This window comes from Massilia sp. Mn16-1_5, from assembly GCF_004798585.1.
Taxonomy (GTDB): Bacteria; Pseudomonadota; Gammaproteobacteria; order Burkholderiales; family Burkholderiaceae_D; genus Telluria.
In genome coordinates this window covers 41,354-57,063 of sequence record NZ_PPXQ01000025.1, presented here as the reverse complement: position 1 = coordinate 57,063, position 15,710 = coordinate 41,354, and the positions used below count along the sequence as shown (strand labels likewise).

General features: G+C 57.2%; 16 protein-coding genes and 1 pseudogene. 7 read left to right on the top strand and 10 right to left on the bottom strand.

Annotated features, from left to right (window positions below; genetic code table 11):
• Positions 1 to 84: 84 nt before the first annotated feature.
• A pseudogene (locus tag C2862_RS26035) lies at positions 85 to 282 on the top strand (PIN domain-containing protein); the annotation flags it as partial.
• Positions 283 to 390: 108 nt separating this feature from the next.
• A complete protein-coding gene (locus C2862_RS25845) occupies positions 391 to 852 on the top strand; it encodes a hypothetical protein (protein WP_136222975.1) in 462 nt (153 codons plus the stop codon).
• 97 nt (positions 853 to 949) lie between these two features.
• On the opposite strand, the gene C2862_RS22835 is transcribed toward C2862_RS25845, so the two are convergent.
• The gene (locus tag C2862_RS22835) at positions 950 to 1,594 is read right to left on the bottom strand and encodes a DUF4145 domain-containing protein (protein ID WP_229467566.1); all 645 of its coding nucleotides are present in this window, start codon (positions 1,592 to 1,594) and stop codon (positions 950 to 952) included.
• 205 nt (positions 1,595 to 1,799) lie between these two features.
• Between C2862_RS22835 and C2862_RS22830 the strand changes: the two genes are divergently transcribed.
• Positions 1,800 to 2,423: a recombinase family protein gene (locus C2862_RS22830; protein ID WP_136222973.1), complete on the top strand. Its 624-nt coding sequence runs from the start codon at positions 1,800 to 1,802 to the stop codon at positions 2,421 to 2,423.
• A gap of 299 nt (positions 2,424 to 2,722) precedes the next feature.
• Here C2862_RS22830 and C2862_RS22825 read toward each other — a convergent pair whose 3' ends face one another.
• Entirely contained in the window at positions 2,723 to 3,316 is a 594-nt protein-coding gene (locus C2862_RS22825) for a Rhs element Vgr protein (protein WP_210736112.1), read from the bottom strand.
• Positions 3,317 to 3,559: 243 nt separating this feature from the next.
• Between C2862_RS22825 and C2862_RS22820 the strand changes: the two genes are divergently transcribed.
• A complete protein-coding gene (locus C2862_RS22820) occupies positions 3,560 to 4,378 on the top strand; it encodes a hypothetical protein (protein ID WP_136222971.1) in 819 nt (272 codons plus the stop codon).
• A gap of 261 nt (positions 4,379 to 4,639) precedes the next feature.
• Here the strand turns inward: C2862_RS22820 and C2862_RS22815 are convergent, their stop codons facing one another.
• The 4 genes from C2862_RS22815 to C2862_RS25550 form a co-directional block, all read right to left on the bottom strand.
• Positions 4,640 to 4,876, bottom strand: a complete 237-nt coding sequence (locus tag C2862_RS22815) for a hypothetical protein (protein ID WP_136222969.1) — start codon at positions 4,874 to 4,876, stop codon at positions 4,640 to 4,642.
• 140 nt (positions 4,877 to 5,016) lie between these two features.
• Positions 5,017 to 6,129, bottom strand: coding sequence for a P-loop ATPase, Sll1717 family (locus tag C2862_RS22810; RefSeq protein ID WP_136222967.1), 1,113 nt, complete (start codon positions 6,127 to 6,129; stop codon positions 5,017 to 5,019).
• 88 nt (positions 6,130 to 6,217) lie between these two features.
• On the bottom strand, positions 6,218 to 7,021 hold the full coding sequence (locus C2862_RS22805; protein ID WP_136222965.1) for a hypothetical protein: 804 nt from the start codon (positions 7,019 to 7,021) through the stop codon (positions 6,218 to 6,220).
• A gap of 124 nt (positions 7,022 to 7,145) precedes the next feature.
• Positions 7,146 to 7,460 carry a hypothetical protein gene (locus C2862_RS25550; protein ID WP_210736110.1) on the bottom strand — a complete coding sequence of 105 codons (315 nt, stop codon included), beginning with the start codon at positions 7,458 to 7,460 and terminating at the stop codon, positions 7,146 to 7,148.
• A 216-nt stretch (positions 7,461 to 7,676) separates the two neighbouring features.
• On the opposite strand from C2862_RS25550, the gene C2862_RS22795 reads away from it, so the two are divergent.
• The gene (locus tag C2862_RS22795) at positions 7,677 to 8,714 is read left to right on the top strand and encodes a S41 family peptidase (protein ID WP_136222963.1); all 1,038 of its coding nucleotides are present in this window, start codon (positions 7,677 to 7,679) and stop codon (positions 8,712 to 8,714) included.
• Between the two features lie 7 nt (positions 8,715 to 8,721).
• Here C2862_RS22795 and C2862_RS22790 read toward each other — a convergent pair whose 3' ends face one another.
• Genes C2862_RS22790 through edd form a run of 4 tightly spaced genes read right to left on the bottom strand, consistent with a single transcriptional unit; the run spans position 8,722 to position 12,603 of the window.
• A complete protein-coding gene (locus C2862_RS22790; protein WP_136222961.1) occupies positions 8,722 to 9,303 on the bottom strand; it encodes an SRPBCC family protein in 582 nt (193 codons plus the stop codon).
• A gap of 51 nt (positions 9,304 to 9,354) precedes the next feature.
• Entirely contained in the window at positions 9,355 to 10,029 is a 675-nt protein-coding gene (locus C2862_RS22785; RefSeq protein WP_136222959.1) for a YceI family protein, read from the bottom strand.
• A 19-nt stretch (positions 10,030 to 10,048) separates the two neighbouring features.
• The gene (gene eda / locus C2862_RS22780) at positions 10,049 to 10,669 is read right to left on the bottom strand and encodes a bifunctional 4-hydroxy-2-oxoglutarate aldolase/2-dehydro-3-deoxy-phosphogluconate aldolase (RefSeq protein ID WP_136222992.1); all 621 of its coding nucleotides are present in this window, start codon (positions 10,667 to 10,669) and stop codon (positions 10,049 to 10,051) included.
• Positions 10,670 to 10,683: 14 nt separating this feature from the next.
• Complete coding sequence (gene edd, locus C2862_RS22775) at positions 10,684 to 12,603, bottom strand: phosphogluconate dehydratase (RefSeq protein WP_136222957.1); 1,920 nt, start codon at positions 12,601 to 12,603, stop codon at positions 10,684 to 10,686.
• 324 nt (positions 12,604 to 12,927) lie between these two features.
• On the opposite strand from edd, the gene pgi reads away from it, so the two are divergent.
• The gene (gene pgi, locus C2862_RS22770) at positions 12,928 to 14,571 is read left to right on the top strand and encodes a glucose-6-phosphate isomerase (RefSeq protein WP_136222955.1); all 1,644 of its coding nucleotides are present in this window, start codon (positions 12,928 to 12,930) and stop codon (positions 14,569 to 14,571) included.
• Positions 14,572 to 14,591: 20 nt separating this feature from the next.
• Positions 14,592 to 15,488 carry an SMP-30/gluconolactonase/LRE family protein gene (locus tag C2862_RS22765; protein ID WP_229467565.1) on the top strand — a complete coding sequence of 299 codons (897 nt, stop codon included), beginning with the start codon at positions 14,592 to 14,594 and terminating at the stop codon, positions 15,486 to 15,488.
• The last annotated feature ends 222 nt before the right edge of the window (positions 15,489 to 15,710 follow it).

The window sequence follows — 15,710 nt, the reverse complement described above, 5'->3', positions numbered from 1 at the left end:
CCTACTCGCACCGCTCGGCTATATACCGCCAGCCGAAGCTGAGGCAAACTATTACAAGCAACTGAGCAGTCAAGCCATTCCGGCCTGACTCACACTAACCGGCCTCCACGAAAGCCGGGGCGATTCATTAAGGTAAGCGACATCACTTCAATCTACTTCAAAGAGTCGCCGCCTTTTCACACTGAGAACTCAAAGAAATCGGAATTCCCGGACGCCATCGCTCTAGTAACCCTGGAAAAATGGGCGGAAGCGAATAGAACAGGAGTTGTAGTTGTTTCGCGAGATGGCGACTGGGAAGCGTTCTGTGAAAAGTCCGAGCGGCTGCATATCGTAAAGTCTTTAGCGGATGCACTTTCAATCTTCCAGCCCCCGGCGGAGATCGTTGAGAGCATGTCAATCAGGCTTGCTGCGCATTTGCGCAACAGTCAGAGCTTCATTACCTCACTTGTCGAAGAGTGCATTGAAGAGCACGACTGGAGCGATAACATAATCGCCATAGCACATTCAAGTTACGAGTTCGATCAAGAAATCTATTGCCGCGTACTCAGCACTAGCTTTATCGAATCCGGGGATGATTCAATAAAAATTACCAATACTGACGGGAAGACCGTATCGTTCGCTTTTAAGTTCGATGTCAACGTGATAGCAATACTCGATTGCGATTTCAAAAGATGGGTGGAGTCTAATCAGGAATATGAATCTATCGGGCACGCTGAGTGGCCGCAAGACTTCCCAACTGTGGTGTCGGTTCTCCTCACTGTGCCAGTCTCACAGGGAGAATTCTATGATGTCAAAGTTCAAATTCAGCCTAGCACCATCCGCATTCATTTCGGTGACATCGAGCCGGATTAGAATTACGCACTATTCTGTTTAAGCACTTACTGCCCGGAAGGCCATGAAAAGACATTGGGGGACGAGCAGTCGGACTTTGTATTTTAATGGAAGTCGGTCAGGCGCTAAACTTAGTCAACAAGAACTGTTCGACAAACCCGATAACGCTGCCCACATCTGGTTCGCTGATCTTTTCCCAGTTAGCATGCAGAGCGTAGTTACGGATCGTCGGCATCCGATCAAGCATTGCCTTCTGAGCACCAGCCACGAGTCCGGCTCCCTTAAGAGCATTGATGACATCTGCCATCGCCTTCTCCTCAACGCCTAGCCCTTTGGCTGCGGCATAACGCTTCAGTGCATCCTCTAGTGCAGCACAGGCTAATACTGCAGCAACATCCTTGTGGCCTTCGTTGAGCGCCGTTCGCGCCAGCCCCACGAAGTCTCCGAATACTTCACCAGAAACACGAAGGTCAACATTAAAGACGTAGCCACCTTCAAAGTCTTCCTTGGCACTGTTCAGGATGTCAAACATGGCAAGAATTTCATAGGCATAACCCTTGCAATCGTTGTAGGTGGCAGTGAAGTTTATGTAGTGCTGCCCACTGTCTCCAAATACCGCCCTCAATAGGCTTTGCGCACTAGTAGCCCATCCTTGCCACTTGCCAGCCGGAACATACCCTCCGCCCATCGAATCCTCTGCAAAAGTGATCTTGGATTGCTTTACAGAAAGTTCATGAAACCGACGAGCGAAGACTTCATTCATTCACCACTCCTTAGTTGTTATGCAACAAGATTACCATGCAACGACCCCAATACTGAGCAGTTCATTTTAGGTATGCTTCAGCTAGACCGTTAGCTCGGCAGTAGCTCCACGGTACAGAAATAAAAATGCACCACTTATAATAGACCGTAATTATTGGACTGTGTATAATAGACTTGCCGACACAGCAACCTGAACGGAACCAACCATGTTTGTACGCGCTTATCTTCGAGCATCGACCAAGGGCCAAGATGCCAACCGTGCCAAAGCCCAGCTTGAAGCCTTTGCCGCTGAACGTGGCCTGACCATTGCCAAGTTCTACACAGAGAACGAATCTGGCGCATCACTGCAACGTCCTGAGTTGTTTGAACTGATCGAAGATGCCACCAAGGGCGACATTCTTCTGATCGAGCAGGTAGACCGCCTGTCGCGCCTGAACGAAACCGACTGGGACACTCTGAAAACCAAGTTGAAGGAGAAGCAGATCAAGGTTGTTGCGCTCGACCTGCCTACTTCGTGGATGATGACCACGACGGACGAGACTACCAGCCGCATGTTCTCTGCCATCAACGATATGATGCTGGATATGCTGGCCGCTATCGCCCGCAAGGACTACACCACTCGACGCGAACGCGCAGCCCAAGGCGTACAAAAGGCCAAGGCAGCGGGCAAGTACCAAGGCCGCAAGGAAGACGCCGACCGTAACGCCCTGATCCAGCGCCACCTGAAAGCAGGACAATCAAGCTGGGCCGAGATTATGGAACTGGTAGGATGCAGCCGTGGCACGGTAGCGAAGCAAGCCGCCATCCTCAAGGCAGAGGGAGCAGCCTGAAAGGCTACAGGAGGCTACCACAGGGCCGCCAAGGGCCGAACGCCCATCAGTTGATGGCACCCTGCCAGAAAGCCTCTAGGCACACCACAGGCCCACACCTTCCTGTATATTTTGTCGCTGGGTAGCACGAATTCCAGCCCATACCCAAACCCATTAAGCCAACCGTTCGACCTCGCAATATTGCCCGCCTCGCCCAGTCTCCAAACTGCCAGATAACTTTCTGGTTCCGTATAGCGACTCAACCGCAAGCTCTGTTGCCATTTTTTATTTTTTAAAATTTTAGGCTGGGGAACTCTCCCCTACCCGCCAGATCGTCTTGCTAGACGCTTTAAGTGCAGCAGGTAGCGACCACTATCGCGCGGCAAATTCGCCACGCTGGCAGGCTCGGCAAGAAAGTCCGCCAGCACTTCTTCATACAACGGCAAGCTGCCCGCATAGCGATGCTGGCGCATGGATGCCGACGAATTCAAGTGCTTGAGTGCGAAGTAGTCGGCCAGCAGATCGCCCTGCGCTTCCATGTTGTAGTCGGAAAGAGTTTTGCCTCGTGCCAGATCGTAGCCGTATGACAGCCCGACCCGCACCGCCCCCCGAAGGCGCACTGCGTACCCAAGCTGAAATTGCCATACATGCGCTAGTTCGTGAATGAACCAGTGCTGGTTAGTAGCTGATGCCTGGGCGTAGTCGTCAAGGAAGCACGAACGATGGAAGTACATGCTGCCGTTGGGAGTCATGCAGCAGTTATGGGGCTGAAACGGCATGTAGCGGCGAGCATGGACGCGCACACGCTGGTAGTCGATGGCATCGCCGAACAACAGCGAGGCTATGGCGATTTCGCCAGCGGTGAGGTGGCGCCAGCGCTGCGAGCGCAGGCGGCGAGAAGGGACAGCATCCATCGGTTACGTTTGCGCGAGTGAGAGGCATGGCAATCTTAATGTAGATTGCTCGAATACTCGGTTATGTCAAGCGCGCTAGCAATCCTGATGATCACCAGCGGCGTAGTCCGCGCTATCACCATTTGAAGTACGTGAAGGAACTGGACAGGCAACTGAGTTAATCTTTATACCTCTTGCTTGACCTGACAACCTAAGTCAAATGCAGTAGAGTTTAAGGTTAGCCAACAACCGATCAGTCTAACTATGAATGCGAAGAAGCGACAACCGAAGCCTGATGGGCTTTGCCGGCTCACGGGTCATACTGGACGGTTTGTCAAATCCCATATCATCCCTCAGGCGCTGACGCGGCCCGCACAGAAAAACCTGCCATTCTGGCAGCTTCACCCTGACAGACCTCCAGTCAGGCGCTGGTCCAGCTGGTACGACTCTGCGTTGGTAACCCAAACCGGCGAAGACATACTTACGGCCTATGACACTTGGGGCGTAGATGCTCTGCGCCGTGAGAAATTGGTCTGGGGCGGGTGGGGCACACAGCAATCATTAGGCTCATTGCATCATGCCATTGGAGATAGTCCATGGGGTGTTCGCAAGATCGAAAGCATTGACGGCGGAAAGCTCCGCTTGTTTTTGCTTTCGTTGCTATGGCGAGCGGCAGCGACTGACTTACCCGAATTCAGCGCCATCAGGATACCGGAAGAGGATTTAGAGACGTTGCGCACTCTGGTATGCAGTGGCGATCCTGGCTCTCCAAACTTTTATCCAGTCCAGCTAACACAGCTGTCGACAATTGGCAGAATCCATAACCACGCTCCAATTGCACGGATCAAGTCGATTCCGATTTTAGATACCGATCCCCTTCAACATGAACCTGCCCCCATCTTCCGCTTTTACTTTGACGGACTGATTGTACACTTCGACAGACGGAAGTTATCACTAACGGAAGTCGCTGAAGCGAGCAACTTCTTTGTTGGCCATCAGGATACGTTTTTGGTAACTACGCAGACTTACGACGGCTCCCTTCAAAGCTTGCAGAGCATTAACATTCAGGTTCAGGAGTTCTAGCAAAGTCCGCCTTTAGTCGATACCGACCAACTAGAATGTTTCGGTGTGCAGACTGCACTACAGGCGACGAAAAGGTACGGCATCCATCGGTTACTTTTGTGAGACTGAGAGTAATAGCAATCATAATTCAGATAGCCCAAATACTTATCTTGCAGATTTTAAAGACCACATCCCAGAACTGCCCCTCATGCTTAATGGGTGGTCTAAAGAAAGCCGCCATCAAGCGGCTTTTATGCAATTAATTTTCCGATGATCACCTTGTTACCTATAAATGCGTAATTTCTTGTGCAATCCCCAGTGAACGATCAAATCCATGTCAGGATTCCAAGCAAGATCATGGTCTTTATACTTGAAAAGCCATCTCATCTTTCCATCCAAATTACCAATCACCCCAAAGTCAAAAAGAGTTTCCGTAACGGCTGCGAAAGTCTTTCCTTGTTCATCAATCCACTTTTTGACCGCAACATCCTTTTCAAGATGCTCATGGTAGTCCAACATCTTAATCTTTCCCGTACCAACCCTGGTTATGCATTGAAGCGATTCTCGCCAGCAGGGGAGATAACTATGGATTTCGTCGCTAATTTCATGATACAACCAACTAGAATAATCAACTTCGGCCGCTTTAACCGATTCAAAAGTCAGCAGACCTTTCCCTGCCTTTTTTTACAGTATTTCAGAAATTTTATGATGTCGCGTGGTCGTTCGTGCGTACGATTAGCTAAGTAACTCCAAAGTGAAGAGACAGAGTTAGGCAGTTCGGCGTCAACATCATTGGCTATCGCCTGCCACGGATCGCCGTCAATATCTGGAATAGAGGCTTTAATCCGTTCGTCGACAATTTTTCTTAACGAAAATACACTATCATTATCCATGGCTCTCCAGTTCAAGCGTAGAACATGATCGTCTAGCTTATTAAGATCGTTGTCCTCTAGACGATCAAAAATGTCTGAGCGAAGTACGAGAAGAGGCCGATATTTAAAATTAGAATTTTTTAATTCAATTGCAGAATCTTCCACTGCTCGCAATAGAGCAAGCAATATCAATCGGAGTCCTTGATCCCCGGCCCTATAGCCTTCGTCAAGCTCGTCCATGAAGATCCAATATTCACTAGATGACCCAACAGATTTAATTTTCTTGGAAAGTATATCAACAACTTTTTGATAATGGATAGTTGCTTGCGATTGAACGTGAGTTCCAGATAGACTTTCGCCCTCAATCCATTTCGCAGAAATTTTTAATTTGTTTTCAGATTTCCGCAACGTCGAAACAGTGTTAGTAAATCCAGTGCTACCTGACAACCCATTGATTTGCAGAAACCCGGCTATTTCTTCGATGGTATCACGCGGCTCAGCGCCATTATCCTGCACAATAATTTTTGCCAGTTCCACATACAGCAAGAGCAGCCACGCTGAAACGAATTGTGATTTGTCTCGATAATTCTTATCTTTCAGGTCTCTAAATTCTTGGACTGGAAAAGACCGCAGTGACAAGGAAGAGTAGAAATTTAGAGGGTCATCTTCTTTTTCGAGCCTAATTCTTTCAATTATCGCCGTCTTTCCTGAACCTTTACGACCTATCACATACCGATAGCTGCCGTCCCTAACAGATTCGAAATCAGGAAACAAAAAAAAGTAATCTAATAATCTAGTGTCACCTTTTGCTTCATCCGGTCCCCAATCGACAGAGGTAAAATTGTAATTCTTAGCTTTATCGCTCATATTTGTAACCAAAATTTTAAGTTTGAAAACCATACATCACTGGTTGCCCACAGGATCTGGGGGAGCAAACATCGTCGACCGTGCGAGAGCTGCTAGATAGGCAGAGGCCCAGCGCATTACCTCAAGGAATCAGGTTTGTCACAGTTGAGACAGCATTTGTTATCTTTGGGAGCGTTTCAGCGATACCTGCCACCGCATTCACCATCTTTTCACAGCCTTCAACACGGGTTAGCAAGGTATTCCAAAACTTTCCTGCCCTAGAAAAATACCCAGACGGCATAGCGCCCGCCACATTCTCGTCAACATTGACAACCTCTCCAGCGGCTCGCCGAACCGCTTCACGCGCAGCCCTAGGGCCAATAATCGGATATTGATGAACGCCGCGAATCATTAGTTCAATTTGGTGTAACAAGAATTCGCGAACGGGATCCGGCAATCGTTGCGATTCCACTTCGTTCTTAAACTCGTTAATTGCATCGAGCAAGGCTTGCAGTTCGGCAAGCGTGAGACCGATTTCGTTTTCAATAGCCTGTGAGCACCATCGAAGAGCAAGCAAATCCTGATCCCTAACGGCACCTACATAGGAATTCCAACCCGCAGCGAGGTTCGTTATTCCTAGCAAGTGGGAAATTTGCTGTAGGGCTGGATTATACAGATCAGCGGAAAACGACGTCCTTACCATCTGACGTCGTAGATGCCCTATTTCCTCATGCATCAAACGCAATTGATCGATAACCTCGTGAGGATTGACGCTTGCGGATGAAGGTTCAATTCCAAACGTTATCGCCCATGCCTCAAGAGTCGAAATTCCGGCATTTTGTCTTTGCGCCTTTTCGATAAGGGCGTACAGACGCGTTGCAGAGTTCGTTTGTTCTACTTCGATCTCTGCCGACTCATCGGTGTCTTGTTCAGTGTTCTGATGCATTAGGCTTACCTTCGCTGTTTGAAGGTTGTGACGGTGAGAATGCCTCAGTGTATGGCGTTGTTACTCACAGGACAAGCAAGATGTCTTGTTAGCCGCAGTGATAGTTCGTTTCGGCCGCTAGCGCTTAGATTGCCGGGTGTGCAGAGTGCCACAAGTTGACCATCTCGTGCATGAACCAGTGCTGCCCCGTCAGATTCGCCCGCGCATAGTCGTCGAGGAAGCAGGAGCGGTGGAAGTACATGCTGCCGTCGGGCGTCATCGCGCAGTTCTTCGGCTGGAAGGGCATGTAGCGCCGGCTATGGATGCGCACGCGTGCGTAGTCGATGGCATCGCGAAACAGCAGCGAGGCCATGGCGATTTCACCAGCAGTGAGGGGGCGCCAGCGCTGCGAAGGCAAGGAACGAAACGGTACGGCATCCATCGGCAACTTTGCGAGCATAAAAGACTTGGCAATCTTAATGTGGATTGCCCGAACACGCTTCGACAACTCCTCAAGAGCAGCGTCGACTGAAGCTCCCACTTCACGCAATAAATATTGCTATCAAATAGCAAATATTATGCTACTCTTATTCCGCTTTGTTGCCTCATCAATGACGCTTTGCTTCGGATTTGCCCATTCGATATCACAACCCGCGTACCAGGCCCAGAGGAAAAAATGAACAAAAAATGGATTGCCATATCGTCTTTGTTGGTACTGATCATGACAGGGGCAATTGCCAGCCCCTCGCCGATGGTGGAGCTGAATCGCGCGACCAACTCGGAGGTCGTCGATACACTGATTGCCAAGCTTAATGCCAACTATGTTTTTCCAGACAAAGCCAAACAAGTCGAGGCGGTCCTGCGCCAGCGCCTGCGTGAGGGCAAGTACGATGGAATAACGGACGGCAAACAGCTGGCCAGACAGCTGTCGGATGACATTCAGGGCGTTGTCCCCGACAAGCATATGCTGGTGGACTTCAGCGCCCGCCCGGTACCGTCCGAGGATACGATGCCACCGCCGCCCAAGACGCGGGCGGAGTGGGAAAAACAGGTGCCTCCCGCGGTGCTCGAAAGGGTCCGCGCGTCAAACCTTGGCGTCGAAAAGGTCGATCATCTGAGCCCCAATATCGGCTACCTGCAGATTTCGTCGTTCGCGCCGGTTTTTCTCGTCTCCGACAAGCTCGCCATGGCGATGAATGAGCTCGCCGACACCGATGGCCTCATTATTGATCTGCGCAACAACGGCGGCGGCGGGGGAGATTCTGTGGCGCTACTGATCAGCTATTTTTTCGACGAGCGCACCCGCCTCAACGACACTTGGGAGCGTGCGACCGACATCACCACGCAGTACTGGACGCAGGATAAGCTCGACGGCAAACGCTATGGTGGCAAGAAGCCGGTTTTCATTCTGGCAGGCGCCAATACGAAATCCGCCGCCGAAGCATTCGCGTACACGATGCAAGCGCTGAAACGTGCCACGGTGATCGGCGAGCGGACCTGGGGCGGAGCCCACGCCGCGCGCCCCTATCGCCTCGGCGAGCATTTTTATGCCGTGATACCCAGCCGGCGCACTATCAGTCCAATCACCCATACCAACTGGGAGGGAGTCGGCGTCATCCCGGATATCGCAGCGACGCCGGACAATGCGCTTGCTGTGGCCAAGGATCTGCTGCAGCGTCGACTTCAAGGAAGCGCTCTGTCAGTTGCCAAGTAAGGGGATGCTACCCGGGCCGATCCAGTCGCAGCAATACTGCCGCCATCATCCTGGCGACATCCTTCCTGACGACGTCTGTTCCCACGATCCCCGGCACATCGAACTTCGGCACGATGGTCGCGTTGTAGAGCACCCTGGTGCCGCTGGCGCCGGCCAAGGGACGCAGCTCCCAGCTGGCGCGGTAGATCTTCATGTCGCCGTCGATCAGGCTGATGTCGATGCGGTCCGGCGCCCGTTCGTGCACTTGCACCAGCAAGCGGATCGGCTGGCTGAAAAACAGGAATTGGGCGCTGCCCAGTTGTTCGACGATGAGCTTGTCGCCATTGCGGGACAGGACGCGCGTGCTTTCCAGGTTGGGCAGGTAGTCGGCCAGATGATCGTAATCGGTGAGGATACGCCAGACCGCAGCCGGCGTGGCCGCCACCGTGCCGCTCGACGCAATCCGGTACAGCTTGTCGCCTTCGGCACTGTCGACGCGTTCCACGTTCAGTTCGAACCTGGGCGCGCCAGGCTGCGCCGCCGCTGGACCGGCGCTGCAGGCCAACAGGGCGTATCCAAGCAAGAGCATGTGTGCGATGCGATCCAGCATCCGTCAAGCCTACCATGCGGACGGGACCGCGTCGCAGATTGCAGCCCGCATTTAACGCCGTGCGACGACGTGGTAACGCACCTCCAGCTCGTCCTGTACCGATAGCAGTCCGCCCCCTACTGAAAACGGCGTGATGCCGAAATCCGTTTGCTTCAGGCGCGCCGTTCCGCTCGCGATGACCTGGTCCGTATCGATCCGGACCGCGGCCGGCAGTGCCAGCCAGCGCGTGCTGCCGTGCAGCGTGACGGCGACGCCCAGCCGGCCATCGGCCTGCTGCTGCGCATGCAGCGTTACCATCGGATAACGCTGGGCCTCGAGCACAGGACCGAGCATGTTGGTGCGCGTGCCCGCGACCGCTTCCGGTGAGGGTTGTTTCTCGATGCCCGCGTCGCGCAGCAGTTGCGACTCGTCGACCGTCATCTGGTCGAGCCGGAAAGACAGGTCGGCACTGCCCGCGCTAGGCGCGACATGGCCCGAGAGTGTGCGGCTGGCCACTACATGGTCGTGTCCGAGCCGCGCCATCAGGCCTGCGCGGCGTACCGTGACGGCCAGCAGCGAGGCTTGCGAATCCACGGTGTAGATGGCGGTGCCGGGAGCCGCCGTTGCCTGGTGCGGACCGCGATCCGCTTCGGGGCCCGGCACTGGCGGCGCCAGTTGCCGTCCGCAGGCGGTCAGCAGCAATAGCAATGGGAAGAAGCGCAGCATGGCGACTGCAGTGGGTGCCATGATGCGCTTCATGGAGCGTTTACTTGCGCAGCGCGGCCGCTGCTTTCGCCAGCTCGGTGATACGGTTCCAGTCGCCGGCCGCGATGGCGTCCTTCGGCGTCAACCAGGAGCCGCCGACGCAGGCCACGTTTTTACAAGCCAGGAAGGCCGGTGCGGTATCGATCGAAATGCCGCCGGTCGGGCAGAAGGTCACGTCCGGCAGCGGGCCGGCGATCGCATTGAGCATGCCGACGCCACCCGCCGGCACCGCCGGGAACAGCTTCAGTTGTTTGAAGCCGGCTTCGCGCGCGGCCATTACTTCGGATGGCGTCATCACGCCCGGCAGCAGCGGCAAGCCGCTCTTCTTTGCGGCCTCGATCAGCGCGGGCGTCAGGCCCGGCGAGACGCCGAACACGGCGCCGGCGTCGCGCGCGGCGGCGAATTCCTCGCCTTGCGTCAGGGTGCCGACGCCGACGATGGCGCCTTCGACCTGCGCCATGTCGCGGATCGCCTGCAGGCCGTGTGCGGTGCGCAGGGTCACCTCGAGCACGCGGATGCCGCCCGCCACGAGGGCTTTCGCCAGCGGCACGGCGTGGGAAGGATCGTCGATGGCGATCACGGGAATCACGCTCGCCGAGCGCATGATCTCAAGTACGGTCATATTCGTAGTCATGGTCATTTCTGGGTCCTGAACAGGAAGTCTTCGTCGGAGCCCGGCATGATCTCGCCGCTGTCGGCGCCCTCATGCAGCGGCACGGTGGTTTGTTTCGGAGACGGCAGCGGGAAGGTGGCCGCGCCCTCTTCCGCCGCGCTGGTGCCGGCGCGGAACATGGCGAACAGTTCGCGGCCCATGCCGATGTGGCTGGCCGAGATGTCGGCCGTGACTTGCTTGCGCTGCTCCCAGACCTCGCTTGGGACGAGGGCCTCGAGGGTGCCGGTGGCGGCGCAGACGCGGATGATGTCGCCGTCGCGCACGCGGCCCAGCGGACCGCCGGCCAGGATCTCCGGCGAGACGTGGATCGCCGCCGGCACCTTGCCGGATGCGCCCGACATGCGGCCGTCGGTCACCATGGCGACCTTGAAGCCGGCATCCTGCAGGTTCGACAGCGCAGGCGTCAGCGCATGCAGCTCGGGCATGCCGTTGGCACGCGGACCCTGGAAGCGGATCACGGCGACGAAGTCGCGGTTCAGGTGGCCCGCCTTATAGGCGTGCATGAAGTCTTCCTGCGAATTGAAGGTCAGCGCGGGCGCTTCCACGGTCTGGTGTTCCAGCTTCACGGCCGAGACTTTCATGACCGCGCGGCCGAGGTTACCCTGCACCAGCACCATGCCGCCGTTGTTGCTGAACGGGTTCGAGGCCGGACGCAGCACCGCTTCGTCGCCCGACTGCTGCGGCAGGTCGCGCCACACCACCTTGCCGTCCTCGCCCAGGAAGGGTTCCTTGCAGTGCTTGCGCAAGCCGTGGCCGAGGATGGTGTTGACGTCTTCGTGCGCCAGGCCCGCGTCGAGCAGTTCGCGGATCACGAAGCCCGGGCCGCCGGCGGCCTGGAAGTGGTTCACGTCGGCGTCGCCGTTCGGGTAGATGCGGGTCAGCAGCGGCACGACCTTCGACAGCTCGTCGAAGTCGTTCCAGTCGATCACGATGCCGGCCGCGCGCGCGATTGCCACCAGGTGCAGCGTGTGGTTGGTCGAGCCGCCGGTGGCGTGCAGCGCGGCGATGGCGTTGACGATGCTTTTCTCGTCGACGATGTGCCCGACCGGCATGTAGTGGCCGCCCTGCTGCGAGATCGACACCGCCTGGTGCGAGGACGCGGCGGTGAGCGCATCGCGCAGCGGCGTGCCCGGCGTGATGAAGGCGGCGCCCGGCAGGTGCAGGCCCATCATCTCCATCAGCATCTGGTTGCTGTTGGCGGTGCCGTAGAAGGTGCAGGTGCCGGAACTGTGATAGGACTTCGATTCGCCGTCGAGCAGCTCTTCGCGGGTGGCTTCACCCTTCGCATAGCGCTGGCGGATGGCCGCCTTTTCCTTGTTCGAGATCCCGGTGGTCATCGGGCCGCCCGGGACGAACACGGCCGGAATATGGCCGAAGTGGAGTGCGCCGATCAGGAGGCCCGGCACGATCTTGTCGCAGATGCCGAGATACAGGGCGGCGTCGAACATGTTGTGCGAGAGCGCGACGGCGGTGGCCATGGCGATGGTATCGCGCGAGAACAGCGACAGTTCCATGCCCGGCTGGCCTTGGGTCACGCCGTCGCACATGGCCGGCGTGCCGCCCGCGAACTGGGCCACGGCGCCGACCTCGCGCACGGCTTCCTTGATCACTTTCGGGAAGTATTCGAGAGGCTGGTGCGCCGACAGCATGTCGTTATAGGACGAGACGATCGCGACCGACGGCTTTTTCTGCTCGCGCAGCTTGAGCTTGTCGTTCTCGGGGAAGGCGGCGAAACCGTGGGCCAGGTTGGTGCAGGCGAGCACGCCGCGCTGGACGCCCTGGACGCGGGCCGCCTCGACGTGCGCGAGATAGGCCGCGCGCGACACGCGGCTGCGCTCGATGATCCGGTTCGTTACCTGTTCAACTACGGGGTGCAGCGCCATAATCGTTCCTTCGAAATTGGATTTCTGAAATTTTACTACAAAATGGGAATGGGGTTGTGGCAAGCACTTAGTTTGCGGTATCGGAGGCGGCGTACCGCGTGGGCATGAATGCCCACCCTACGGTGCGCCGCCTGCCACGTTACAAATCTGTATTGTTGGCCGCAGCGTAACGTAGGGTGGGCACTCGTGCCCACGCGGTCTCACCGGTCGATCAGTGGCAAGGCCATCAATAATCAAACCGCGCGCACAGATCGGTCATGTAGTGAATTTACGCCCCATTCCTGTATCATTCGATAATCTGTCCAAAACAACATCGCACCCACCATGACCGCCACTCCACTGACCAGCACGACCAGTTTCCAGGCCCTCGCCACCCATGCCGCCGAGGCCGAAAATTGGGAGATGCGCCAGCTGTTCGCAGCTGATCCGCAACGCTTCGAGCGCATGTCGATCGAGGCCGCCGGCCTGTTCCTAGACTATTCAAAAAACCGGCTTGACGGGCGCACGCTTGAACTGCTGGTGAACCTGGCGCGCGAGCGCGGCGTGGAGGCGCGGCGCGACGCGATGTTCGCCGGCGAGAAGATCAACAACACCGAGAATCGCGCCGTCCTGCACACCGCCCTGCGCGCCCCGCGCGACGCCAAACTGACGGTGGATGGCCAGGACGTGCCGGCCGACGTGCACGCCGTCCTCGCCCGCATCAAGACCTTCACCGACGCGGTGCGCAGCGGCGACTGGCTCGGCCATACCGGCAAACCCATCACCGACATCGTCAACATCGGCATCGGCGGCTCCGACCTCGGCCCGAAGATGGTCTGCCTGGCGCTGCGCCAGTACAGTCACCCGAGCCTGACGATGCACTTCGTCTCGAACGTCGACGGCCACGACATGGACGCCGCGCTCGAGAACCTGAATCCGGAAACCACCCTCTTCATCATCGCCTCGAAGACCTTCACGACGGCCGAGACCATGATGAACGCGAACACGGCGCGCATGTGGTTCCTGGCGCACGCCCAGGAAGAAGCGCTGGCCAAGCATTTCGTTGCGGTCTCGACCAACGTCGAAGCCATTAAAAAATTCGGCATCGACCCGGCCAACATGTTCCCGTTCTGGGACTGGGTCGGCGGCCGTTATTCGGTCTGGTCGGCGATCGGCCTGCCGGTGGCCCTCGCCGTCGGCTTCGGCTACTTCTCCGACTTCCTGGCCGGCGCTCATGCGATGGACCAGCACTTCCGTACTGCCCCGATCGAGGAGAACATGCCGATGCTGCTGGCCCTGGTCGGCTTCTGGAACCGCCAGTTCCTCGGCTGCACCTCGGTCACGATCGCGCCCTACCACCAGGACCTGAACCGCTTCCCGGCCTACCTGCAGCAGCTCGACATGGAGAGCAACGGCAAGCGCGTGACGCGCGACGGCGCCCCTGTCGACACCCCGACCTGCCCTGCGATCTGGGGCGAGCCGGGCACCAATGGCCAGCACGCCTATTTCCAGCTGCTGCACCAGGGCACCGACCTGACGCCGATCGATTTCATTGCCGCCCTGCGTCCGGCGCACGAACTGCAGAACCACCACACGGCCCTGCTGGCCAACTGCTTCGCCCAGTCGGAAGCCTTCATGAAGGGCAAGACCATCGACGAGGTGCGCGCCGACCTGCAGCAGGACGGCCTCTCTGCCGCCGAGATCGAGCGCCTGGCGCCCCATAAAACCTTCCCGGGCAACCGTCCGAGCAACACGATCCTGATGGAATACCTGACGCCCGCCACGCTGGGCGCCCTGATCGCGCTGTATGAACACAAGACCTTCGTGCAGGGCGTGATCTGGGACCTGAACAGCTTCGACCAGTGGGGCGTCGAGCTGGGCAAGGTGCTGGCCAAGCAGGTCGAGGCCGAGCTGAAAGGCGAGCCCCGTCCGCAAGCGCACGACAGTTCCACCAACGGCCTGATCGCCCGCGCCATGGCCGCGGTATGATGAGCAACAGCGGTGACACCATGAAGACCCTGAAATTCGACGTTCTCCACGACGAGCCGATGCTGGTGGGCGAATGCCCGCTCTGGCACGACGTGGAATCGGCCCTGTACTGGGTCGACATCAATGGCCGCACGGTGAACCGCGTGCATCCGGCCAGCGGCAAATTCTCGAGCTGGAAAATGGGCTCGGAACCCTCGGCCATCGCCGTCGACGGCGACAACAACCTGGTGGTGGCCACGCGCCTGGGCTTCGTGCGCCTGAACACGACCAACGGCGAGATCACCGACATCTGCCCTGCTCCTTACGACACCAGCATCGTGCGCTTCAACGACGGCCGCGTCGATCCGGCCGGCCGCTTCTGGGTCGGCACCATGTACGAGCCGCGCGACAAGCCGGCCGCCGAGATGTACGTGCTCGAGCGCGACCAGCTGCGCCTGGCCTGGTCGGGCAACATGACCAATTCGAACGGCCTGGCCTGGACGCCGGACGGCGGCACCATGTTCCACGCCGATACCACCAGCCACCGTATCGACCGCTACGACTTCGATCACGCGACGGGCACGCCTGCCAACGGACGCAACCTGGTCACCTTCTCGACCGACAAGAACGCGGCCGACTACGGCGGCCGGCCGGACGGCGCGGCGGTGGACGCCGAGGGCAACTACTGGGTCGCGATGTTCGAAGGCGGACGCCTGCTGAAGCTTTCGCCCGAAGGCGAATTCCTGCGCGAGATCCAGCTGCCGCTGCGCTGCCCGACGGCGGTCGCCTTTGGCGGGGCCGACCTGCACACGCTGTATATCACCAGCGCCAGTCACGGGCGCTCGGCGGAAGAGATCGCGCAGTATCCGCTGACGGGCAGGGTGCTGTGCGTGCGGGTGGACGTCGCTGGTCAGGTGCAGCCGGAATACAAGCGCTGATCGCGCATGGTGGGCACGGGGCGCCCACCCTACAAATCGGTCACGTTATCGCAGGATGTCGTATTCGTAGGGTGGGCGCCCCGTGCCCACCATATCGTCCCTCCAACCCGAACGCCCCATCCAGCCCGCATGTGGCACCATGAATCTCTCAACCACGTAGTAGAGTTTCTTGCCAAGTGCATAATCGTGTAGTAAATTTACACGAACAGCTCCCTTTCCCTT

Coding starts and splice junctions, on each gene's coding strand:
- C2862_RS25845 (WP_136222975.1), top strand. CDS start 391: ATGTCAATCAGGCTTGCTGCGCATTTGCGCAACAGTCAGAGCTTCATT.
- C2862_RS22835 (WP_229467566.1), bottom strand. CDS start 1,594: ATGAATGAAGTCTTCGCTCGTCGGTTTCATGAACTTTCTGTAAAGCAA.
- C2862_RS22830 (WP_136222973.1), top strand. CDS start 1,800: ATGTTTGTACGCGCTTATCTTCGAGCATCGACCAAGGGCCAAGATGCC.
- C2862_RS22825 (WP_210736112.1), bottom strand. CDS start 3,316: ATGGATGCTGTCCCTTCTCGCCGCCTGCGCTCGCAGCGCTGGCGCCAC.
- C2862_RS22820 (WP_136222971.1), top strand. CDS start 3,560: ATGAATGCGAAGAAGCGACAACCGAAGCCTGATGGGCTTTGCCGGCTC.
- C2862_RS22815 (WP_136222969.1), bottom strand. CDS start 4,876: ATGTTGGACTACCATGAGCATCTTGAAAAGGATGTTGCGGTCAAAAAG.
- C2862_RS22810 (WP_136222967.1), bottom strand. CDS start 6,129: ATGGTTTTCAAACTTAAAATTTTGGTTACAAATATGAGCGATAAAGCT.
- C2862_RS22805 (WP_136222965.1), bottom strand. CDS start 7,021: ATGCATCAGAACACTGAACAAGACACCGATGAGTCGGCAGAGATCGAA.
- C2862_RS25550 (WP_210736110.1), bottom strand. CDS start 7,460: ATGCTCGCAAAGTTGCCGATGGATGCCGTACCGTTTCGTTCCTTGCCT.
- C2862_RS22795 (WP_136222963.1), top strand. CDS start 7,677: ATGAACAAAAAATGGATTGCCATATCGTCTTTGTTGGTACTGATCATG.
- C2862_RS22790 (WP_136222961.1), bottom strand. CDS start 9,303: ATGCTGGATCGCATCGCACACATGCTCTTGCTTGGATACGCCCTGTTG.
- C2862_RS22785 (WP_136222959.1), bottom strand. CDS start 10,029: ATGGCACCCACTGCAGTCGCCATGCTGCGCTTCTTCCCATTGCTATTG.
- eda (WP_136222992.1), bottom strand. CDS start 10,669: ATGACCGTACTTGAGATCATGCGCTCGGCGAGCGTGATTCCCGTGATC.
- edd (WP_136222957.1), bottom strand. CDS start 12,603: ATGGCGCTGCACCCCGTAGTTGAACAGGTAACGAACCGGATCATCGAG.
- pgi (WP_136222955.1), top strand. CDS start 12,928: ATGACCGCCACTCCACTGACCAGCACGACCAGTTTCCAGGCCCTCGCC.
- C2862_RS22765 (WP_229467565.1), top strand. CDS start 14,592: ATGAAGACCCTGAAATTCGACGTTCTCCACGACGAGCCGATGCTGGTG.